The organism is Pseudomonas sp. AF32 (assembly GCF_022342325.2).
Taxonomy (GTDB): domain Bacteria; phylum Pseudomonadota; class Gammaproteobacteria; order Pseudomonadales; family Pseudomonadaceae; genus Aquipseudomonas; species Aquipseudomonas uvaldensis.
The window spans coordinates 148,532-169,530 of sequence record NZ_RQJK02000008.1; the positions used below are offsets into that span (position 1 = coordinate 148,532).

19 protein-coding genes are annotated in these 20,999 nt (G+C 61.3%); 13 read left to right on the forward strand and 6 right to left on the reverse strand.

All coding sequences use genetic code 11. The features are described from left to right. Positions 1-4 precede the first annotated feature (4 nt). The 8 genes from EGM97_RS10160 to EGM97_RS10195 all read left to right on the forward strand — a co-directional run bounded on the left by EGM97_RS10160 (position 5) and on the right by EGM97_RS10195 (position 10,751). Positions 5-1,303, forward strand: a complete 1,299-nt coding sequence (locus tag EGM97_RS10160) for an MFS transporter (protein ID WP_238964846.1) — start codon at positions 5-7, stop codon at positions 1,301-1,303. A 278-nt stretch (positions 1,304-1,581) separates the two neighbouring features. Beyond that, on the forward strand, positions 1,582-2,580 hold the full coding sequence (locus tag EGM97_RS10165; protein ID WP_238964845.1) for a phosphate ABC transporter substrate-binding protein PstS: 999 nt from the start codon (positions 1,582-1,584) through the stop codon (positions 2,578-2,580). 405 nt (positions 2,581-2,985) lie between these two features. Continuing rightward, a complete protein-coding gene (locus EGM97_RS10170) occupies positions 2,986-5,019 on the forward strand; it encodes an ABC transporter permease subunit (RefSeq protein WP_238964950.1) in 2,034 nt (677 codons plus the stop codon). 15 nt (positions 5,020-5,034) lie between these two features. Then, positions 5,035-6,705, forward strand: a complete 1,671-nt coding sequence (gene pstA, locus EGM97_RS10175) for a phosphate ABC transporter permease PstA (protein ID WP_238964844.1) — start codon at positions 5,035-5,037, stop codon at positions 6,703-6,705. A 98-nt stretch (positions 6,706-6,803) separates the two neighbouring features. Beyond that, on the forward strand, positions 6,804-7,637 hold the full coding sequence (pstB, locus tag EGM97_RS10180) for a phosphate ABC transporter ATP-binding protein PstB (RefSeq protein ID WP_238964843.1): 834 nt from the start codon (positions 6,804-6,806) through the stop codon (positions 7,635-7,637). A gap of 111 nt (positions 7,638-7,748) precedes the next feature. Further along, entirely contained in the window at positions 7,749-8,510 is a 762-nt protein-coding gene (gene phoU, locus EGM97_RS10185) for a phosphate signaling complex protein PhoU (RefSeq protein ID WP_053148890.1), read from the forward strand. Positions 8,511-8,679: 169 nt separating this feature from the next. Then, positions 8,680-9,636, forward strand: coding sequence for a response regulator (locus EGM97_RS10190; protein WP_238964842.1), 957 nt, complete (start codon positions 8,680-8,682; stop codon positions 9,634-9,636). 218 nt (positions 9,637-9,854) lie between these two features. Beyond that, complete coding sequence (locus EGM97_RS10195; protein ID WP_238964841.1) at positions 9,855-10,751, forward strand: peptidoglycan DD-metalloendopeptidase family protein; 897 nt, start codon at positions 9,855-9,857, stop codon at positions 10,749-10,751. Positions 10,752-10,962: 211 nt separating this feature from the next. Here EGM97_RS10195 and EGM97_RS10200 read toward each other — a convergent pair whose 3' ends face one another. From EGM97_RS10200 to phoB, 3 genes are all read right to left on the reverse strand, one after another. Further along, positions 10,963-12,303, reverse strand: coding sequence for a hemolysin family protein (locus EGM97_RS10200; protein WP_238964840.1), 1,341 nt, complete (start codon positions 12,301-12,303; stop codon positions 10,963-10,965). A gap of 113 nt (positions 12,304-12,416) precedes the next feature. Then, complete coding sequence (gene phoR / locus EGM97_RS10205) at positions 12,417-13,703, reverse strand: phosphate regulon sensor histidine kinase PhoR (RefSeq protein ID WP_238964949.1); 1,287 nt, start codon at positions 13,701-13,703, stop codon at positions 12,417-12,419. Between the two features lie 149 nt (positions 13,704-13,852). Beyond that, positions 13,853-14,542, reverse strand: coding sequence for a phosphate regulon transcriptional regulator PhoB (phoB, locus tag EGM97_RS10210; RefSeq protein WP_053148877.1), 690 nt, complete (start codon positions 14,540-14,542; stop codon positions 13,853-13,855). A 152-nt stretch (positions 14,543-14,694) separates the two neighbouring features. On the opposite strand from phoB, the gene EGM97_RS10215 reads away from it, so the two are divergent. After that, entirely contained in the window at positions 14,695-15,084 is a 390-nt protein-coding gene (locus tag EGM97_RS10215; RefSeq protein WP_238964839.1) for a COG4315 family predicted lipoprotein, read from the forward strand. 183 nt (positions 15,085-15,267) lie between these two features. Here EGM97_RS10215 and ubiA read toward each other — a convergent pair whose 3' ends face one another. Next, positions 15,268-16,158, reverse strand: coding sequence for a 4-hydroxybenzoate octaprenyltransferase (gene ubiA / locus EGM97_RS10220; protein WP_053148871.1), 891 nt, complete (start codon positions 16,156-16,158; stop codon positions 15,268-15,270). Then, entirely contained in the window at positions 16,158-16,721 is a 564-nt protein-coding gene (locus EGM97_RS10225; protein ID WP_238964838.1) for a chorismate--pyruvate lyase family protein, read from the reverse strand. The genes ubiA and EGM97_RS10225 overlap by 1 nt, the downstream gene beginning before the upstream one ends. A 196-nt stretch (positions 16,722-16,917) precedes the next feature. Between EGM97_RS10225 and EGM97_RS10230 the strand changes: the two genes are divergently transcribed. From EGM97_RS10230 to EGM97_RS10240, 3 genes are all read left to right on the forward strand, one after another. Further along, on the forward strand, positions 16,918-17,085 hold the full coding sequence (locus tag EGM97_RS10230; protein WP_238964837.1) for a rubredoxin: 168 nt from the start codon (positions 16,918-16,920) through the stop codon (positions 17,083-17,085). A gap of 24 nt (positions 17,086-17,109) precedes the next feature. After that, entirely contained in the window at positions 17,110-18,258 is a 1,149-nt protein-coding gene (locus EGM97_RS10235; protein WP_238964836.1) for an NAD(P)/FAD-dependent oxidoreductase, read from the forward strand. A gap of 190 nt (positions 18,259-18,448) precedes the next feature. Then, entirely contained in the window at positions 18,449-18,721 is a 273-nt protein-coding gene (locus EGM97_RS10240) for an HU family DNA-binding protein (protein ID WP_238964835.1), read from the forward strand. A 100-nt stretch (positions 18,722-18,821) separates the two neighbouring features. Here EGM97_RS10240 and EGM97_RS10245 read toward each other — a convergent pair whose 3' ends face one another. Further along, the gene (locus tag EGM97_RS10245) at positions 18,822-20,333 is read right to left on the reverse strand and encodes a hypothetical protein (RefSeq protein ID WP_238964834.1); all 1,512 of its coding nucleotides are present in this window, start codon (positions 20,331-20,333) and stop codon (positions 18,822-18,824) included. Positions 20,334-20,552: 219 nt separating this feature from the next. On the opposite strand from EGM97_RS10245, the gene EGM97_RS10250 reads away from it, so the two are divergent. Then, on the forward strand, positions 20,553-20,987 hold the full coding sequence (locus EGM97_RS10250; protein WP_238964833.1) for a DcrB-related protein: 435 nt from the start codon (positions 20,553-20,555) through the stop codon (positions 20,985-20,987). The last annotated feature ends 12 nt before the right edge of the window (positions 20,988-20,999 follow it).

Sequence of the window (20,999 nt, forward strand, 5' to 3'; positions counted from 1 at the left end):
CGCCATGACCACTGCGCCTTCGAGCACGGCAAGCCCCGCGCAACCCGCCCGTCCGCTGACACGCAACGACTACAAGACCCTCTCGCTTTCCGCTCTCGGCGGTGCGCTGGAGTTCTACGATTTCATCATTTTCGTGTTTTTTGCCACCGTGGTCGGCAAATTGTTCTTTCCCGCCGAAATGCCCGAGTGGCTGCGCCTGATGCAAACGTTCGGCATTTTTGCCGCCGGTTACCTGGCGAGGCCGCTGGGCGGAATCATCATGGCGCACTTCGGCGACCTGCTGGGGCGCAAGAAGATGTTCACGCTGAGCATCTTCATGATGGCCGTGCCCACCCTGATCATGGGCCTGCTGCCCACTTATGCGCAGATCGGCATGTGGGCGCCGATCCTGCTGCTGTTGATGCGGGTGATCCAGGGGGCTGCCATCGGCGGTGAAGTGCCGGGTGCCTGGGTATTCGTTTCCGAACACGTTCCGCCGCGCCATATCGGCTATGCCTGCGGTACCCTCACTTCCGGCCTGACGGCGGGGATCCTGCTGGGGTCGCTGGTCGCCACGGCCATCAACAGTCTTTATTCCCCTGTGGAGGTGGCCGATTACGCCTGGCGCATTCCGTTCCTGTTGGGCGGTGTGTTCGGCCTCTTCTCGGTGTACCTGCGCCAGTGGTTGCACGAAACCCCGGTGTTCGCCGAACTGCAACTGCGCAAGGCCCTGGCTGAAGAAGTGCCGTTGCGCGCAGTGCTGCGTGACCATCGCGGGGCCATCGTCCTTTCGATGCTGCTGACTTGGTTGTTGTCCGCCGCCATCGTGGTGTTGATCCTGATGACCCCGACCGTTCTGCAGACGGTTTACCACTTCGCACCGACCACCGCATTGCAATCCAACAGCGTGGCGATTGTGCTGCTGAGCGTAGGCTGCATCCTGGCCGGCGCCCTGGCGGATCGCTTCGGTGCGGGCCGCGTCTTCGTGTTCGGCAGCGCCGCGCTGCTGGCCAGCTCCTGGACCTTCTACCACAGTCTGGCCGACCATCCCGACTGGCTATTCCCCCTGTATGCCCTGACCGGCCTGCTGGTGGGTACCATCGGCGCGGTCCCGTACGTCATGGTCAAGGCCTTTCCGCCGGTCGTGCGATTCAGCGGCCTGTCGTTTTCCTACAACGTCGCTTACGCGATCTTTGGCGGCCTGACGCCGATGATTGTCAGCCTGTTGCTCAAGGAAAGCCCGATGGGGCCGGCGTATTACGTGGCGGCGCTGTGTGGGATGGGGATTGTGGTGGGGGCGTATCTCTGGAGGAAGGGGCGCTGACGAACCGGAGGGGATTGCGGCCTCTGTGGCGAGGGGATTTATCCCCGATGGGCTGCGAAGCGGCCCTGAAGTCAGCGCCTTGGTATATCAGACAGACTCCAAACAGCAATGGGGGGCTGCTACGCAGCCCAACGGGGATAAATCCCCTCGCCACAAGAATCATTCTGCAAACCTCAATACTGGCCTTTCATCCAATTGTCATATTTCAGCCATAGAGTGTTCACACGGCTTACCGATACTTGGCCGACTTAACACACCCTATCTGCTAGGAGTAAGGCATGAAACTGAAGCGTTTGATGGCGGCAATGACGTTTGTCGCTGCTGGCGTTGCGACTGCCAACGCGGTTGCCGCTGTTGACCCTGCGATCCCGAGCTACACCAAGACCACTGGTGTGTCGGGCAACCTCTCCAGCGTCGGCTCCGATACCCTGGCCAACCTGATGACCTTGTGGGCCGAGAACTACAAGAAAGAATACCCGAACGTAAACATTCAGATCCAAGCCGCCGGTTCCTCCACCGCGCCGCCCGCACTCACCGAAGGCACCGCCAACCTGGGCCCGATGAGCCGCAAGATGAAGGACAACGAACTGCAGGCCTTCGAGCAGAAATACGGCTACAAGCCAACCGCTATTCCGGTGGCCGTGGACGCCCTGGCGGTATTCGTGCACAAGGACAACCCGATCAAGCACCTGACCATGGCTCAGGTCGATGCCATCTTCTCGTCCACCCGCCTGTGCGGTGCCAAGGCTGACGTCAAGACCTGGGGCGACCTGGGCGTGACCGGTGACTTGGCCAACAAGCCGATCCAGTTGTTCGGCCGTAACTCGGTATCCGGCACCTATGGCTACTTCAAGGAAGAAGCCCTGTGCAAAGGCGACTACAAGCCAAACGTCAACGAACAGCCTGGCTCGGCTTCGGTTGTGCAATCGATCAGCAGCTCGCTTAACGGCGTCGGCTACTCGGGTATCGGCTACAAGACCGCCAGCGTGAAAACCGTCGCCCTGGCCAAGAAAGAAGGTGGCGAGTTCATCGAGGACACCGAAGAAAACGCCCTGAACGGCAAATACCCGCTGTCGCGTTTCCTCTACGTCTACGTCAACAAGGCACCGAACAAGCCTCTGGCTCCGCTGGAAGCCGAGTTCGTGAAGCTGATCCTGTCCAAGCAAGGCCAGGAAGTCGTGGTCAAGGACGGTTACATCCCGGTTCCTGCCAAGGTTGCCGCCAAGGCACTGGCTGACCTGGGTCTGTCGGAAGGCGGCAACGTCGCCAAGAAGTAACACCTGAGCCCGGGCCAGTGCCCGAACTGCTGTGGGGGCAGGGTTGGCCCCCACAGTCCAAATTCCTCTCCGCTGCCGGTACCCACGGGCGGCGGATTTGTTGCGTCACTGCATTGTCATCTTTCTGTCATACAGGATCGCTAGGGTGTGCGCATGAATGATCTGGCCAATTCCACAATGACTACGACTTCCCCTCCCAAGCGCATTGATTTCAATACGCCTGAGCTTCAACGCAAGCGCCATCTCCGTGCGCTCAAGGATCGCCTGACCCGCTGGTACGTTCTGGTCGGTGGTCTCGCCGTCCTGGCGGCCATTACGTTGATCTTCTTCTTCCTTGGTTACGTGGTGATGCCGCTGTTCCAGGGCGCGGAGCTGACTTCCAGGGATTCGATCACCCCGGCCTGGATGCAAGACGCCGGCAAGCCGCTGATGATCTCCATCGAAGAGCAGAACCAGGTCGCCATGCGGGTATCCGACAAGGGCCAGGCACTGTTCTACAACATCGACAGCGGTGCGGAGCTGCGCCGCGTCGACCTGCCGCTTCCGGCCGGTGCCAGCGTGACGTCCATTGGTGAAGACCAGCCCGGCAGCCCGCTGGTGGCGATCGGCCTGTCCAATGGCCAGGCCCTGGTGTTCCGTCATACCTATAAGGTCAGCTACCCGGACGGCAAGAAAACCATCACCCCCGCCGTTGAGTACCCCTATGGCGAAACGCCGATCGCGTTGAACGAGCAGGGCGCGCCCCTGGAGCATGTCAGCCTCAACGCCACCGATTCGACGCTGCTGATCGCCGGTTCCAGCGGCGCACAGTTGCATGTGTTGTCGGTCACCAGTGAAGAAAACATGATGACCGGTGAAGTCACCAGCGAGCAGACCCGCATCGAGCTGCCGCAGATGACCGAACCGGTGAAAAACATCTTCGTCGACCCGCGCCAGCAGTGGCTGTACGTGGTCAACGGCCGGGCCCAGGCCGACGTGTTCAGCCTGCGGGACAAGAGCCTCAACGGTCGATACAAACTGCTGGAAAACGCCGACGTCCAGATCACCGCCGCCACCCAACTGGTGGGCGGGATCTCGCTGATCGTGGGTGACTCCAAGGGTGGCCTGTCCCAGTGGTTCATGGCACGCGATGCGGATGGCGAACAGCGCCTGAAGCAGATCCGCTCCTTCCAGATGGGCACCACGCCCATCGTCGAAATCACGGCCGAGGAACGCCGCAAGGGCTTCGTCGCTCTCGACGCCGCGGGCAAGCTCGGCGTGTTCCACAGCACTGCCCACCGCACCCTGCTGGTGGATCAGGTAGTGGACGGACAAGGCGTGTTCGGCATGTCGCCACGGGCCAACCGGCTGATCGTGGAGCAGGGCGGCAAGCTGCAACCGTTGACGCTGGATAACCCGCACCCGGAAGTGTCCTGGAGCGCGCTGTGGAGCAAGGTCTGGTACGAGAACTACGACGAGCCCAAATACGTCTGGCAATCGACCGCCGCCAACACCGACTTCGAGCCCAAGCTGAGCCTTTCGCCGCTGACCTTCGGTACGCTCAAGGCCGCGTTCTACGCGATGCTGCTGGCCGCGCCGCTGGCCGTTGCCGCCGCGATCTACACCGCTTACTTCATGGCCCCGGGTATGCGCCGCAAGGTCAAACCGGTGATCGAGTTGATGGAGGCGATGCCAACGGTGATCCTCGGCTTCTTCGCCGGCCTGTTCCTGGCGCCGTACGTCGAAGGGCATCTGCCGGGTATCTTCAGTCTGCTGATGTTGCTGCCCATCGGCATCCTGGTGGCCGGCTTCACCTTCAGCCGCCTGCCTGAGTCGATTCGCCTGAAAGTGCCGGACGGCTGGGAAAGTGCGCTGCTGATCCCGGTGATCATCTTCGTGGGCTGGCTCTCGCTGTACATGAGTCCGTACATGGAAGCCTGGTTCTTCGGCGGCGACATGCGCATGTGGATCTCCCATGACCTGGGCATCACCTACGACCAGCGCAACGCCCTCGTGGTCGGCCTGGCGATGGGCTTTGCAGTCATCCCGAACATCTACTCCATTGCCGAAGACGCCGTGTTCAGTGTCCCCCGTGGCCTGACCCTGGGCTCCCTGGCCCTGGGTGCCACCCCGTGGCAGACCATGACCCGCGTGGTGATCCTCACCGCCAGCCCGGGCATTTTCTCGGCGCTGATGATCGGCATGGGCCGTGCGGTGGGCGAGACCATGATCGTGCTGATGGCCACCGGCAACACGCCGGTCATGGAAATGAACCTGTTCGAAGGCCTGCGCACCCTGGCGGCCAACGTGGCGGTGGAAATGCCCGAGTCGGAAGTCGGCGGCAGCCATTACCGCGTGCTGTTCCTGTCGGCGCTGGTGCTGCTGTTGTTCACCTTCATCATGAACACCCTCGCCGAGCTGATCCGTCAGCGTCTGCGCAAGAAATATTCGTCGCTTTAAGAAAGGTAGAAGTCTGTGAAACAGCACTCCCTGAAAGGATGGTTCAAGAGCGGCGCCCCCGGCGTCTGGATCAGCGGTGGCGCGGTGTCCATCGCGGTCATCATGACCATTGGCCTGCTGGCAGTGATTGCCGTGCGCGGCCTGGGTCATTTCTGGCCGGCGGACCTGATCCACGCCAGCTACAACGTGCCGGGCATGCCCGCGCACCTGGTGGTCGGCGAAGTGGTGCAGAAAGAAGAAGTGCCCCGTGAGCGTCTGAAAAGCGCGGGCTTGCCGGTGCCTGATGAGGGCCCCGAGTTCATGACCCGTGAGCTGATCAAGGTGGGCAACCGGGACTTGAACGGCACTGACTTCACCTGGATCGTCGGCGACTGGCTGACCAACCAGACCACACCGCCGGAGCTGATGGCGCTTGAGCGCCGTGAGTGGGGTAACTTCTATGGTTACCTGGTCAACGTCAAGGAACAAGGCAAGGTCGTGGCCGAAGGCGAAGCCGCCTGGCCGCAGTTGCAGGCGCGCATTGCGCGGGTCAATCAGCTCGCCGCCGAGCTCAAGACCCTGGAAAAAACCGACATTGGTGCAATCAACGCCGGTTTGGAGCGCATCCGTCTGCATGGTCGCAAACTGGAGCTGGACGGCAAGCTCGACGCCGCCGCCCAGGCTGACCTCGCCAGTGAGCGCGCCGAGCTTGACGCACGGTACAAGGAAATCGAAACGCGCCTGGCCGACCTGCACGCGCAGTTCAACCGCGACAGCCTGACGGCCCGTGATGCCAACGGCAAGGAAGTGGAGATCGAGATCGGCAAGGTGGTGCATGCCTTCCAGCCGAACGCCATGGGCACCTTTACCAAGCTGGGTTTCTATTTCAGCAAGGTCTGGGAATTCCTCAGCGATGACCCGCGTGAAGCCAACACCGAAGGCGGGATCTTTCCGGCGATCTTCGGTACGGTGATGATGACCCTGATCATGGCGATGATCGTGACCCCGTTCGGCGTCCTGGCGGCGGTTTACCTGCGCGAATACGCCCGTCAGGGCCCGATGACCCGCCTGATCCGCATCGCGGTGAACAACCTGGCCGGTGTACCGGCCATCGTCTACGGCGTGTTCGGCCTGGGCTTCTTCGTCTACGTGCTGGGTGGCTCGGTCGACCGTCTGTTCTTCCCGGAAGCCCTGCCGGCGCCGACCTTCGGTACCCCAGGCCTGCTCTGGGCGTCCCTGACCCTGGCGCTGCTGGCTGTGCCGGTGGTGATCGTCGCCACCGAAGAAGGCTTGGCGCGGATCCCGCGGACCGTGCGCGAAGGCTCCCTGGCCCTCGGTGCGACCAAGGCCGAGACCTTGTGGAAGATCGTGCTGCCGATGGCAAGCCCGGCGATGATGACCGGCATGATCCTCGCCGTCGCCCGTGCCGCCGGTGAAGTGGCACCGTTGATGCTGGTGGGTGTGGTGAAACTGGCGCCGTCGCTGCCGCTGGATGGCAACTACCCCTACGTTCACCTGGACCAGAAAATCATGCACCTGGGCTTCCATATCTATGACGTCGGTTTCCAGAGCCCGAACGTCGAGGCGGCGCGGCCATTGGTCTATGCCACGGCGCTGTTGCTGGTGCTGGTGATTGCCATATTGAACCTCTCGGCGGTGTGGATCCGTAACCACCTGCGAGAAAAATACAAAGCACTGGATAGCTGAGTCCTTAGCTACAAGCGGCAAGCTTCAAGCTACAAGCCGCTTTTGCTCAAACTTGCAGCTTGCAGCTCGAAGCTTGCAGCTACGAACGGAGTGAGACCATGCAACACGAAGCACATACACACGGCATCAACATGTCGGCCCTGGGCCGCGACAAGCAGAGCCTGAACCTGGCCGAAGAAACCGTTGCCATCGAAGTACCCGGCCTGAATCTGTTCTATGGTCAAAAGCAGGCGCTGTACGACGTCAGCCTGAACATCCCGAAACAACGCGTGACCGCGTTCATCGGCCCGTCGGGCTGCGGCAAGTCCACCTTGCTGCGCACCTTCAACCGCATGAACGACCTGGTGGACGGTTGCCGCGTCGAAGGCGAGATCAACCTCTACGGCAACAATATCTATCGCAAGGGCGAGGACGTGGCCGAGCTGCGTCGTCGCGTGGGCATGGTGTTCCAGAAGCCCAACCCGTTCCCGAAAACCATTTACGAGAACGTGGTCTACGGCCTGCGCATCCAGGGCATCAACAAGAAGCGCATTCTCGACGAGGCCGTGGAATGGGCCCTCAAGGGCGCCGCATTGTGGGACGAGGTCAAGGACCGCCTGCATGACTCGGCCCTGGGCCTGTCCGGTGGTCAGCAGCAACGCCTGGTGATTGCCCGTACCATCGCCGTGGAACCGGAAGTCCTGCTGCTCGACGAACCTTGCTCGGCCCTGGACCCGATCTCGACGCTGAAGGTCGAAGAGCTGATCTACGAGCTCAAGTCCAAGTTCACCATCGTCATCGTGACCCACAACATGCAGCAGGCGGCACGGGTCTCCGACTACACCGCGTTCATGTACATGGGCAAACTGGTGGAATTCGGCGACACCGATACGCTGTTCACCAATCCGGCCAAGAAGCAGACCGAAGACTACATCACGGGCCGCTATGGCTAGCGGCAGCGGCGAGCCGCAAGCTTCAAGCGGCAAGTCAAAGCGGTCCGAGTCACGACACACATCAGCTTGCAGCTTGAAGCTTGCAGCTCACAGCTTTTGCGGAGCAAAACCATGATTTCGAAGGAAGGCCTTACTCACCACATTTCCGCCCAGTTCAACGCCGAGCTGGAAGAAGTGCGTAGCCATCTGCTGGCCATGGGCGGGCTGGTGGAAAAGCAGGTCAACGACGCAGTGACCGCGCTGATCGAGGCCGATTCCGGCCTGGCTCAGCAGGTTCGCGAGATCGACGATCAGATCAATCAGATGGAGCGCAACATCGACGAGGAGTGCCTGCGCATTCTGGCCCGTCGCCAACCAGCGGCTTCCGACCTGCGCCTGATCATCAGCATCTCCAAATCGGTGATCGATCTCGAGCGGATCGGCGACGAAGCCACCAAGATCGCCCGTCGCGCCATCCAGTTATGCGAAGAAGGCGAAGCGCCGCGCGGTTACGTCGAGGTTCGTCACATTGGTGACCAGGTGCGCAACATGGTACGTGACGCCCTGGACGCCTTCGCCCGCTTCGACGCCGACCTGGCCTTGTCGGTGGCGCAGTACGACAAGATCATCGACCGTGAATACAAGACAGCGCTTCGTGAGCTGGCGACCTACATGATGGAAGACCCGCGTTCGATCTCCCGGGTGCTGAGCATCATCTGGGTGCTGCGCTCCCTGGAGCGTATTGGCGATCATGCGCGCAACATCTCCGAACTTGTGATCTATCTCGTGCGTGGCACCGATGTGCGGCACATGGGGCTCAAGCGCATGAAGGAAGAAGTTGAGGGCACCCCGTCCGAAACCGCTAATGTTCCGGGTGAATCTGACGATAAGTAAGATTGCCCAAGAAAAGCGCCCGGCCTTCTGGTCGGGCTTTTTTTTGCAGGCCTTTTTAATCGAAAGCAGCACCCCGCGAACGAAAAGTCCCGGCGTGACTGACGGTTTTTGGCAATATGCCATCAGTAAAAGCGGTATGCTTGCCGGGATTTTTTAGAGGTGTATCTGGATGAGTAAGGTCAGTGTGTTGGTCGTGGACGATGCTTCGTTCATTCGTGACCTGGTGAAGAAGTGCCTGCGCAACTACTTCCCGGGCGTGCGCATCGAAGACGCGGTGAACGGCAAGAAAGCCCAGGCACTGCTGGCTCGCGAGGCGTTCGACCTGGTGCTGTGCGATTGGGAGATGCCGGAAATGTCCGGCCTGGAACTGCTGACCTGGTGCCGTCAGCAGGACAACCTCAAGGGCATGCCGTTCGTGATGGTCACCAGCCGTGGCGACAAGGAGAACGTGGTCCAGGCGATCCAGGCCGGCGTTTCCGGCTACGTCAGCAAGCCCTTCACCAACGAACAACTGCTGACCAAGGTCAAGCAGGCCCTGCACAAGGTCGGCAAGCTCGACACCTTGATGAACAGCGCCCCGACCAAGATGAATTCGGCGTTTGCCAATGACTCCCTCAACGCCCTGACGGGTGGCAAAGCCGCTCCGGTGGCCGCAGCCGCGCCTGCACCAGCCGCCAGACCAGCCGCAGCCCCTACCGCCGCCCCAGCCGCAGCGGCCGCGGCCGCTCCGGCCCGTGGCTTGCTCAACAGCCCGCCCGTCAAGGCGCCCGCCGCCTCAGCGCCGGCCGGCAACCGCGGCCAGGGCCAGTTGCGCCTGTCCAGCGGCACCCAGCAATGCGTGATCAAGGCCCTGAGCCTCAAGGAAGCGCTGCTGGTGGTCAAACGCACCGACACCCTGCCGCAAGTGCTTGAAAGCTCCGTGCTGGACATGGAGCAGGGCGACAACGCCGAAACCGCACGCCTCAACGGCTACCTGCACGCCATCGTCGCCCACGAGCAGACCCCCGACAGCGAATGGCTGCAACTGACTTTCCGCTTCGTCGACAAAGACCCGCAGAAACTCGACTACATCTCCCGCCTGATCGCTCGCGGCACGGCGCAGAAGCACTTCGTACCGGGCGCCTGATTCTGTAGCGCCCTTGGGTCCGTCTTCGCGAGCAAGCCCGCTCCCACATTCGATCTTGCAAACGCTGAAGATCCTGTGTGGGAGCGGGCTTGCTCGCGAAGGGGCCAGCGGATTGAGCGCCAATACCTTGCCGATTTGAAACATCCGTCGAATACGCTGGTCCATCCCAGCTGCTAGGCTGCTGTGCAGGCCTTCATTTTTCGACAGAATCCTTACCCATGCTCGTGCCCTTGTTGTTCGCCTGTGGTCTTGTCCTGGCCTCCACCTCAGCCGTGGGCATGACAATCTACAAGTCCACCGATGCCAATGGCGTTGTTTCCTATAGCGACCGCCCCAGCAAGGGGGCCCAGGTCTTCGTGTTCCGTGATCGCATGGTCGAGCATCTGGAGCGCCAGGTGTTTCTCGATATCAAGAAGCAGAAAGGCGCCGATGCGGTGTTCGTGCGCAACGACTTGTACGCGCCGGTGGAGATCGAGTTGAGTTTCACCGGGTTGAGCAATGTGAGCGGGGCGCCGAGCCGGCCGATTCGGCGGGTCCTGCCGGCGCGCAGCAACCTGCGCCTGGCGCTGCTCACGGCCTCGCAGCCCGGAAAGCCGCTGGTGTATACCCCCAGGTTCGAGTATTCCCTGGGCGACCCCGCCGGTACGGCGCAAGCCTACCGCTATCCGTTACCGTGGCGTGGCGGGCCGTTTCGCCTGAGCCAGGGCGCCAACGGTCAGTACAGCCATTACGGCCCCAAAAGCCGCTACGCAATGGACATCGCCATGCCCGAAGGCACGCCGATCATCGCGGCGCGGGGCGGTGTGGTGATCAAGACGGAAAACCAGCAGACCGGCCGAGGCGACGACCCCTCGGGCAACTTCGTGCGGATACTGCACGACGACGGGACCATGGGCGTGTACCTGCACCTGCAGAAAGGCTCGGTGAGCGTACGGGAAGGCCAACGGGTGGTGGTAGGCACGCCGCTGGCGTTGTCGGGCAATACCGGCAACAGCACCGGCCCTCACCTGCACTTCGTGGTGCAGCGCAATACCGGGTTGGGGCTGGTGTCGATTCCCTACCAGTTCGATCAGCCGGTAGGGGAGTTGCCCAACTTTGCGGTGGGCAAGCAGTAGACCCTGGCTTAAGCGGTAGGGCTTTTGTGGCAAGGGGATTTATCCCCGCTGGGTTGCGCAGCAACCCCAACAAAGCTGGACACATACACCTGACACCGAGGCGGCTGGCTTTGGGGCTGCTTCGCAGCCCAGCGGGAATAAATCCCCTCGCCACAGGGACTGCGCATTTCAGCCTGCTCGAAGGCCGCGCCACCGACCTTGAGCCAACGACTCAATCGACCATCAACACCTTCGCCAGGATGATCTTCGGTCCTTTCATCTTCTTGATGATGATCCGCAGGCCTTCCACCTCCAGCACTTCTTCCTCTTCCGGCACCCGATTAAGGGTTTCGTAGACCAACCCCGCCAATGTCTCGGCCTCGATATGGTCCAGGTCAATCCCCAACAGGCGCTCGACCTTGAACAGCGGCGTGTCGCCGCGTACCAGCAACTTGCCCGGCTGATAGGCCAGGATGCCGCGCTCGGCCTTGCGGTGCTCGTCCTGGATATCGCCCACCAGCACTTCCAGCACGTCTTCCATGGTCAGGTAGCCGATGATGTTGCCGTCGGCTTCCTCCACCACGGCGAAGTGCGACCCCCCCTTGCGGAACTGCTCCAGCAATTGCGACAGCGGCATGTGCCGCGACACGCGCTCCAGGGGCCGGGTCAGCTCGGCCAGGTTGAACGACTCGGGAATGTGGTCCAGGGCCGCCAGTTCCAGCAGCAGATCCTTGATGTGCAGCAGGCCGACGAATTCCTGGCGCTCGCTGTCGTACACCGGGTAGCGGCTGAATTTGTGACGGCGGAACATCGCCAGGATTTCCTTGAGTGGCGCGTTGAATTCCAGCGTCACCAGGTCTTCGCGGGAGTTGGCCCAATCCACCACTTCCAGCTCGCCCATTTCCACGGCCGAGGCCAGCACGCGCATGCCTTGGTCGCTCGGATCCTGGCCCCGGCTGGAGTGCAGGATCAGCTTCAGTTCTTCACGGCTGTAATGGTGCTCGTGATGAGGGCCGGGCTCGCCCTGGCCGGCGATGCGCAGGATGGCGTTGGCGCTGGCGTTGAGCAGGTAGATCGCCGGGTACATCAGCCAGTAGAACAGATACAGCGGCACCGCCGTCCACAGCGACAACAGCTCGGGTTTGCGGATGGCCCAGGATTTGGGCGCCAGCTCACCGACCACGATGTGCAGGTAGGAAATGATGAAGAACGCGGTAAAGAACGAAACGGCTTTGATCACTTCCGGCGACTGGACGCCGACCGCGCCCAGCAGCGGCTCGAGGATATGGGCGAACGCCGGTTCACCCACCCAGCCCAGGCCCAGGGAGGCGAGGGTGATGCCCAATTGGCAAGCAGACAGGTAAGCGTCGAGCTGGCTATGGACGGTGCGCAGGATATGCCCGCGCCAGCCGTTCTGATCGGCGATGGCTTCGACCCGGGTCGAACGCAGCTTGACCATGGCGAACTCCGCCGCAACGAAAAAACCGTTGAGCAGGACCAGGACAAAAGCAAAAAGAATCATGCCGAATTCGGCGAAGAGTGTGACGAGGGACAAGCCAGGGGAAGGGTCCATGATGGGGTTTTGCGGGTTCCATGTGTGCTTAAGGGGTGAAAACAGAGTGCCTGGAAAAGCAGGCGCGAGTCAGCCAATGTAGCGGCTGACTCGGCGATTGCCTAGGGGGGGGCTCAATCGGCGGGGCTGGCGAGCCGCGCACGCACCACCTGCGCCGGTGCGAAATGGCAGGTGAATGTGCTGCCATGGCCGGGCACGCTGCTGATTTCCATGCGTGCGCGATGACGCAACAGCACGTGTTTGACGATGGCCAGACCCAGTCCCGTGCCGCCGGTATTGGAGTTGCGGCTGGAGTCGACGCGGTAGAAGCGTTCGGTCAGGCGCGGCAGGTGTTTGCTGTCGATGCCGATGCCCGAATCCTGCACGCTCAGGTGCGCGCCCTGCACGTCACCCCACCAGCGGATGTGGATCCGGCCTTGCTCCGGCGTGTATTTCACCGCGTTGAACACCAGGTTGGAAAACGCGCTGCGCAGTTCTGCCTCGCTGCCCTTGAGCTGGACTGTCGGGTCGGCTTCCAGGGTGATGGTCTGTTGCTTGGGACCGGATAACTCCCGGGCATCTTCGCTGATGATTTGCAGCAGATCGTCGATGGCCACTGGCTGGTTGTCCGACGGATAATCGGTCGCCTCCAGCTTTGCCAGCAACAGCAAGTCATTGAGCAGTGTCTGCATGCGCCCGCCTTGCTGCTGCATCTGTTGCAGGGCGCGGCTCCAGCGCGGGTTCACTTCCTCGACGTTGTCGAGCAGGGTTTCCAGGTAACCGCAGATCACCGTCAACGGCGTGCGCAGTTCGTGGGATACGTTGGCAATGAAGTCCTTGCGCATCTGTTCCAGTTGATGGATGCGCGTCACGTCCCGCACCAGCATCAGGTGCTCGTTGTTGCCGTAGCGGGTGATGTACAGCTGGATGCGCAGCCGGTCATTGGTGGGCGACGGAATCTCCAGCGGCTCGGCGTAATTGTCCTGCTCGAAGTATTCCTTGAAGCGTGGGTGGCGTACCAGGTTGGTCACTGGCTGTCCGCTGTCCTGAGGGGTTTTGAGGCCCAGCAGGGTTTCGGCAGCGCGGTTCCACCACTCCAGATTGCCCTCGCTGTCGAGCATGATCACCGCGTCTTTCAGCGCGGCGGTGGACTCCTGGACACGGTCGATCACCGCTTGCAAGCGGCCGCGAACGCGTTGGTCGCGTCGTTGCAAGTGATAAATGCTGTCGAAGACCTCGCCCCACAAGCCATAGCCGTCGGGTGGGGCTTCGTCGGGTTGGTGCAGGCGCAGCCATTCATGCAGGCGCAACAGCTGCTTTAAGGTCCAGGCCAGGTAAAGCCCCAGGCCCGCAGCCAGGCTCCAGCCGTAATAACCGCTGATCAGGCCGATCACCAGACAGCCGGTCACCAGCAACAACATGTGGCGAATCAGGGTGCCATGCCAGTTTTGATTCACGGGGCTTCCTTTGGAAGCAGCTGAAAGCTGCAAGCTTCAAGCTGCAAGTTTGAAGCGGGTCGGTAGTGGCTTTTGCTTGCAGCTTTGTCGCTTGAAGCTCGCAGCTGCTTTTCTCATGCCTTCGTCGAAAAACGATAACCGGTGCCGCGCACGGTTTGTACCAGATTCTCGTAGGCGTCGCCGAGGGCCTTGCGCAGGCGGCGGATGTGCACATCCACGGTCCGTTCCTCGACATAGACGTTGCCGCCCCAGACTTGATCCAGCAATTGCCCGCGCGTGTAGGCGCGCTCCTGGTGGGTCATGAAGAACTGCAGCAGGCGGTATTCGGTAGGGCCCATCTCGGCGGGCTTGCCGTCGATGGTCACCCGATGGCTGATCGGGTCAAGCAGCAGCCCGCCGACTTCGATCGGCGCTTCGCCATCGGTTGGGCCTGCGCGACGCAGCACGGCCTTCAGGCGCGCCACCAGCTCCCGTGGGGAGAAGGGTTTGGTGATGTAGTCGTCGGCGCCGACTTCCAGACCCTGGATCTTGTTGTCCTCTTCGCCCTTGGCGGTGAGCATGATGATCGGGATGTCACCCGTCAGCTCGTCGCGCTTGAGGCGTCGCGCCAGCTCGATGCCGGACGTGCCGGGCAGCATCCAGTCCAGCAGGATCAGGTCGGGCTTGCGGTCGATGATGATCGCGTGGGCCTGTTGAGAGTTTTCTGCTTCCATGCAGTCATAGCCGGCCATCTCCAACGCAACGGCGATCATCTCGCGGATGGGCGCCTCGTCGTCGACGATCAGAATGCTCCTGCCAACCATGGGGTAATCCTCTTGTCATTTAACTGTCTTGCGCCGCATTAGATAACGGAATTATTGCAGTCGTGTGACAGATATTCCGCCTCCCGGCAGCGAAACGGATCCTGGACTAAGCTTTTCAGTCCGAATCCTGACAACCACAAAAGAAGGTTTCCATGACTTACTTCACCCAAACCACCAAGGCGCTGGCGCTCATGGCTGCCCTTGCGTTGCCGGCGATGGCGTATGCGGCTGAGCCGGCGATGGTCGATGAAAAGAACAAGATGCTGACGGACCACCAGAGCATGACGTTGTATACGTTTGCCAAGGATGCGGACGGCAAATCGATGTGCAATGGCCAATGCGCGACCAACTGGCCACCGCTCATGGCCAAAGACACCGACAAACCCATGGGCGAATGGACCGTGATCAAGCGAGACGATGGCTCGATGCAATGGGCTTACGATGGCAAGCCTCTGTACACCTTCATCAAGGACAAGGCGCCTGGAGACAAGACCGGGGATGGCCTGATGGATGGCGCCTGGAAGGTCGCCAAGCCCGATTGACAGGCCTGGCGAAGATCATTGTGGCGAGGGGATTCATCCCCGCTGGGCAGCGCAGCGGCCCCAAAGCAGCAAACTCAGTCTGCCTGACACTCCGAGGCGTCTGACTTCAGGGTTGCTGCGCAACCCAGCGGGGATGAATCCCCTCGTCACAAGGCCAGGTTATGGCTGTGAGACCGGCGGGCCTCAGCGCAACGCATAATCCAGCACAATCCCCACGAAAATCGCCAACCCGGCCCAGTGGTTGTGCAAGAACGCCTTGAAGCAGCGCATCCGGTCCTTGCCACGGGTGTACCAGAACTCCCAGGCAAAACACGCGGCGGCGGCCACCAGCCCCAGGTGGAACCAGCCGCCCAGCTGGAATTTCGCTCCGGCCAACAGCAGGCAGCCCAATGCCAGGCCCTGCAACGTCAGGATGATCACCCGGTCGGCATCGCCGAACAGGATCGCGGTGGATTTCACGCCGATCCGCAAGTCATCGTCGCGGTCGGTCATCGCGTAGTAAGTGTCGTAGCCCACCGTCCAGAGCAGATTGGCGATGTACAGCAGCCAGGCGGCCGCCGGCAGGTGGCCGGTTTCGGCGGTGAACGCCATCGGCATGCCCCAGGAGAACGCCGCGCCCAGCACCACTTGCGGGTAATAGGTATAGCGCTTCATGAACGGATAAGTGCAGGCCAGCGCCAGCCCGCCGAGGGACAGCAGGATGGTCGGTGCATTGGTGCACAGCACCAGCAGGAAACTCACGGCCATCAGCACGGCGAAAAACACCAGTGCTTCTTTGGAGCTGATCTTGCCGCTCACCAGCGGGCGTTGTTCGGTGCGCTTGACGTGGCCGTCCACCTTGCGGTCGGCCCAATCGTTAATGACACAACCGCCCGCGCGGGTCAGCACCACGCCGAGGACGAAAATCACGATGTTGGCGAGGGAAGGCGATCCCTCACCGGCAATCCACAGCGCCCACAGGGTCGGCCACAGCAGCAGATAAATGCCAATGGGTTTGTCCATGCGGGTCAGTTGCAGGAAGTCCCAGGCCCGTGGGTTCAGGCGATTCAGGGATTTGAGCAGTTGCAGGTACATCAGCAAGTCTCCGAATAGGCGCGGGCGACGCTCCACAGGCGCGGCAGAAAAATCTCCGCCACCAGCACGCTCAACGTGCCGCGGTCGAAGCGCGAACGCCGGCCCCACAGCTCAGGGGCGCGTATCTCCACCGGCAGCCATGGCTCGGGGTAATGACAGACCTCGATGTCGCCGCGCTGGAACGCCTGGTCGCAAAACAGCAGCTCCCCCAGGGAGCGGCTGCCCAATTCATCCATTTGCAACCCGTCACCCTCCAACGCGCTGCGCGCCGCCACGCTGCGGGCGAACACCCAGGGCTCGCCGTGACCGCGCAGGTACACTTCGCGCACCCAGCCTTCGCTGCCTTCCGGCAGATCCAGTGCGAGGCATTCGTCGGCGCGCAACGGCTGCCAGCCTTCGAACACCGGCGTTATGCTGAAGCGCTCATCGGACAAGCGCGTGAGGCGCCGGGTCAGGGAGCCCTCGTCGAACAGCCAGTCGAGCACACAGGCATCGGGGCGGGGCGACAGCAGGTGTCGGGGCCGCCATTGAAGTGTAGGAAATATCGAATTTGTATGCGGCACGGGGGTCTTGATTGGCAGCAAAGGAGGCCGCGAGCTTACCATGTCGACCGGCGGTTTTGCCTGGCCCGGCCCACGTCGCGCCGATCATGCTTGCATGTGTCGCGATCGATCAGTACAAAACGCCCTGAGCCGGAAGGGCAGCAACCCATTGACCCAAGCATGCCGGCAAATGCCTGACACCTGAGGAAGTACCTGAATGAAGAAGTGGCAATGTGTTGTCTGCGGCTGGATTTATGACGAAGCCGTGGGTTGTCCCGAGGAAGGCATCGCCCCCGGCACACGTTGGGAAGATATACCGCCAGACTGGCTTTGCCCGGACTGCGGCGTGGGTAAAGCGGATTTCGAAATGATCGAAATCAACTGATCATTTCTTGAAAAGGAGAGCAACATGAGCGCACCTGTCGTCATCGTCGGTACTGGCCTGGCCGGTTATAACCTGGCCCGGGAGTTTCGCAAGCTCGATAGCGAAACCCCTTTGGTACTGATCACTGCGGACGACGGTCGCTCCTATTCCAAGCCGATGCTCTCCACGGGCTTTGGTAAAAACAAGGACGCCGATGGCCTGAGCATGGCCGAGCCGGGGGCCATGGCCGAGCAACTGAAGGCCGAGGTACGGACCCATACCCGCATCAGCGGCATCGACCCGGGCCACAAGCGCTTGTGGATCGGTGAGGAGGCGGTGAACTACCGCGACCTGATCCTGGCCTGGGGCGCCGAAACCGTGCGCGTGCCGGTGCAGGGTGATGCCGCTGACTTGATCTTCCCCATCAATGACCTGGAAGACTATGCGCGCTTTCGAGCAGCGGCCGCCGGCAAACGCCGTGTCCTGCTGCTCGGTGCCGGTCTGATCGGTTGCGAATTCGCCAACGACCTGATCCTCGGTGGCTACGAAGTGCACCTGGTGGCGCCGTGCGAGCAAGTCATGCCAACGCTGCTGCATCCGGCCGCTGCCACGGCAGTGCAGGCCGGTCTGGAAAGTCTCGGGGCGCGCTTCCATCTGGGGCCGGTGCTCAACCGCCTGCAACGGGTGGCCGACGGGCTGGAGGCGCACCTGTCCGACGGCCAGGTGATCGCCTGCGACCTGGTGGTTTCGGCCATCGGCTTGCGTCCGCGGATCGATCTGGCGGCCGCGGCAGGTCTGGTGGTCAATCGCGGTGTGGTGGTCGACCGTCACTTGAAGACTTCCCATGCCAATATCTACGCCCTGGGCGATTGCGCCGAGGTCGATGGCTTGAACCTGTTGTACGTCATGCCATTGATGAGCTGCGCGCGTGCCCTGGCCCAGACCCTGGCCGGCAACCCGACCGCCGTCAGCTATGGCCCGATGCCGATCACCGTCAAGACGCCCGTGTGCCCATTGGTGGTTTCACCTGTGCCACGGGGGCGCGAAGGTGAGTGGCACGTCGAAGGGCAGGGCGCCGACATCAAGGCGTTGTGTCGCGATGCCCAAGGCAATCTGCTGGGCTATGCCCTGACCGGTGCGGCGGTGATGGAGAAACTGGCGCTGAACAAGGAACTTCCGCCCTTGTTGGCGTAAATACTGGTCGTTCTGTCGCAAAAACCCTACTTTTGGTCTCCCAAAGCTCGCTCGGGTACTGGCGTCGTCCTCGGCCCCGTGCCATCCTCACTCCGGTCTGCCGCAGAGTAGAGCCTGCGGTGCCTTAGGGGCTGTTCCCATGAGACCAGTCCAGACATAACAACAAAAAATCGTCAAAGGGGCTTCATTCATGCGTAAACCAGAACTCGCCGCCGCCATCGCGGAAAAAGCAGACCTCACCAAGGAACAGGCCAACCGGGTCCTCAACGCCGTCCTCGAAGAAATCACCGGCGCCCTGCACCGCAAGGACAGCGTTACCCTCGTAGGTTTCGGCACCTTCCTGCAACGCCACCGCGGCGCCCGCACCGGCAAGAACCCGCAAACCGGTGAGCCAGTGAAAATCAAGGCCAGCAATACCGTTGCATTCAAGCCGGGCAAAAACCTGAAGGATCAGGTGAATTAATCATTGCCCCGGGGCCCTCGTTCAGAGGAAAAAAGGGTAGTAAAAAGGGTACGCCGATGAATCGGGTACCCTTTTTTATTTTGATGCCCCACTGCTCGCGTCAATCGAAAACCAGGAGATCGCAGCCCTTGGCGTCAAGCATGTCGGTAAACGATGGCAGCCGGGCGACGAACTCCGTTTCGAACGCCAGGTAGCGATCCTGTGTCGGCAGATAACGAATCTGCGGTTTGATGCGCCGGATATCCTGGGAAGACAGCTTCAGCACCTGATGGCTGCTCTGGTTCCAGAACCAGGCCAGGGTATGGGAGCCGAATGTCTGGGTCTCGTAATTCCAGACCCACCAATCGCCATGTCCACGGGACACATGGATCTTGCCGTGAAACGTACGCAGCGTGATCACCCGCTTGGGTTGCGTGACGAGCAGACGCGTGTCCTGGCGCAGCTCGCTGCCGAAGCCGTCCAACACCGCCTTCGTCGCGGTGCCGGTCACCACGTTGAAGCGCCACGCCAACAGCACCGTCTCGTGAAAGCGCGGGTCTTCGAGGTTGGGTCGCTTGTCTTCGCTGAACAGCAGGACTTCGTCGTCCCCCAGGTATGCGCTTGAGGCCCTCAGGGTATAGCCATCAACCACTGGCATTGGCTTGGCGGGCAGGGCGGGTTGCCCGGTGTCCTGGTGCCAGATCCAGCACGCCGGCCCGTTGTGCTGCATGAACAGCAAGCGGCGGGAGCCGATGGGCAGCAGGGTGAGTTCATCCGGGTGTTCGAAGATCACTTCACTGCCATGGGCCGTGATCCGCCAGATACGCGTCAGAGGTTCTGGCTGGTAAAGACGCTGGCGTTCGAATATTTCATCGTCGACCACCACGCAGGGTTGTTCGAACTCTGGCCATTCCATCGCGCAGGGACCGAAGGCCTGAATGGTCTCGCCTTGGCGGACCTCGTACTGATACCGGTCCTCCGAGCTGTAGTCGCCCCTTTTGACCTGGCGTCTCCACAGGCTGCGTTGAGCGTTGGCATCGATGAGCGTCAGATCGGCACCATCGACCCTGTCGTTGCGGTGTTCGAGCATGTCCTGTTCGGTGGGTGGCCACAGGTTGTAATCGACCAGAAAGCACAGCCACTGATCGTCGTCCTGCTCGGTGACAGCTGCCCAACCGTTGCGGTAGTTGTATTCATGGACATAGGTCGGGCCGGGATAGTCATGCACGTCCTGCAGCCAATTGAGCTTGCTGCGTTTGGGCTTGGTTTTCTTGCGATTCGAGGAGGCAGGCGTGGACGGCTCGATCAACGTCGGGCCGAGGGGCAACTCTGTGGCACGGTCTTGCCAATGACTGGCAAACGCCTCGCGCTGGTCGGCCGCAACGATGACCGGTCGATAATCATCGCCACCGGCGTCCAGGTTCCAGAGATCGTAGCCCTGGCGCGTGAGGACGCCTGCCAACGCCTGGAAACAGACCTCCGGCATCTCGTTGGCGAGTTCATCCAACAGCGCTTCGAAAGACGGGCCGGAAAAGACGTCGATGTCGGGGTAGTAATGCTGGAACAGCGCAAGCAGCTCGCCACCCGGGGTTTTCCAATCGATATGGATCAGCGGATCAAAACCAGTTGGCATCGCGCCTGCTTCCCTTTGATGGAGTGTATGCCCATCTTAGCCTTGGACGGGGCATACGATGCCAGGCCTTGCGAGTGATCGTGCGCGAAGGCGATGCAAAGTGAGACGGGGGTCATGGCCCGGAAAATGACTCGCCTGGGTGCCTTGATTGTTACCATCCATTGCTTGAAGATCTGCCGCTTGCCAAAGCCTCTCTCTTGCCTGGAAACGATCCGAATCATGACGCTCTATCGCCTTCAAGAAGCCGATCTCGATATTCCTGACAGCTGGCATGACCAGAGCATCAATATTTTCAAGTTGCCTGCCGTGGGCGGTGCCAAGGAAGCCAGTTTCGTCATCAGCCGTGACCCGAGCAGGGGCGACACGCCGTTCGATGACTACGTGGCTCAGCAATTGGCGAGCGCCGAACAGCAATTGCCCGGTTTCAACCTGATCAAGCGTTGGGACTTCTTTCTCCATGGCTATGCCGCCGTGCTGCTCGATTACAGCTGGCAGCGCGAGGGCCGCGAGTTGATGCTGCGCCAAGTGTTCATCGACCGCCAGCCCGTGGGGTTGATCACCACGCTGACGACCACGCCGAACGACCTGGTTCACCACGAGCCGGCCTGGAAAGCGGCGATGCATTCCTTTAAGGTCCTGCCTCAGACCGCTTGATCACTCCGGGAA

Excerpts from the sequence above, each read along its gene's own strand:
- EGM97_RS10190 (WP_238964842.1), top strand. The coding sequence starts at position 8,680 with ATGAGTAAGGTCAGTGTGTTGGTCGTGGACGATGCTTCGTTCATTCGT.
- phoB (WP_053148877.1), bottom strand. The coding sequence starts at position 14,542 with ATGGTTGGCAGGAGCATTCTGATCGTCGACGACGAGGCGCCCATCCGC.
- EGM97_RS10195 (WP_238964841.1), top strand. The coding sequence starts at position 9,855 with ATGCTCGTGCCCTTGTTGTTCGCCTGTGGTCTTGTCCTGGCCTCCACC.
- pstB (WP_238964843.1), top strand. The coding sequence starts at position 6,804 with ATGCAACACGAAGCACATACACACGGCATCAACATGTCGGCCCTGGGC.
- EGM97_RS10165 (WP_238964845.1), top strand. The coding sequence starts at position 1,582 with ATGAAACTGAAGCGTTTGATGGCGGCAATGACGTTTGTCGCTGCTGGC.
- phoR (WP_238964949.1), bottom strand. The coding sequence starts at position 13,703 with ATGTTGTTGCTGGTGACCGGCTGTCTGGTGATCGGCCTGATCAGCGGT.
- EGM97_RS10200 (WP_238964840.1), bottom strand. The coding sequence starts at position 12,303 with ATGGACCCTTCCCCTGGCTTGTCCCTCGTCACACTCTTCGCCGAATTC.
- EGM97_RS10230 (WP_238964837.1), top strand. The coding sequence starts at position 16,918 with ATGAAGAAGTGGCAATGTGTTGTCTGCGGCTGGATTTATGACGAAGCC.
- EGM97_RS10250 (WP_238964833.1), top strand. The coding sequence starts at position 20,553 with ATGACGCTCTATCGCCTTCAAGAAGCCGATCTCGATATTCCTGACAGC.
- EGM97_RS10215 (WP_238964839.1), top strand. The coding sequence starts at position 14,695 with ATGACTTACTTCACCCAAACCACCAAGGCGCTGGCGCTCATGGCTGCC.
- EGM97_RS10160 (WP_238964846.1), top strand. The coding sequence starts at position 5 with ATGACCACTGCGCCTTCGAGCACGGCAAGCCCCGCGCAACCCGCCCGT.
- EGM97_RS10235 (WP_238964836.1), top strand. The coding sequence starts at position 17,110 with ATGAGCGCACCTGTCGTCATCGTCGGTACTGGCCTGGCCGGTTATAAC.
- EGM97_RS10245 (WP_238964834.1), bottom strand. The coding sequence starts at position 20,333 with ATGCCAACTGGTTTTGATCCGCTGATCCATATCGATTGGAAAACCCCG.
- EGM97_RS10170 (WP_238964950.1), top strand. The coding sequence starts at position 2,986 with ATGCAAGACGCCGGCAAGCCGCTGATGATCTCCATCGAAGAGCAGAAC.
- ubiA (WP_053148871.1), bottom strand. The coding sequence starts at position 16,158 with ATGTACCTGCAACTGCTCAAATCCCTGAATCGCCTGAACCCACGGGCC.
- EGM97_RS10240 (WP_238964835.1), top strand. The coding sequence starts at position 18,449 with ATGCGTAAACCAGAACTCGCCGCCGCCATCGCGGAAAAAGCAGACCTC.
- phoU (WP_053148890.1), top strand. The coding sequence starts at position 7,749 with ATGATTTCGAAGGAAGGCCTTACTCACCACATTTCCGCCCAGTTCAAC.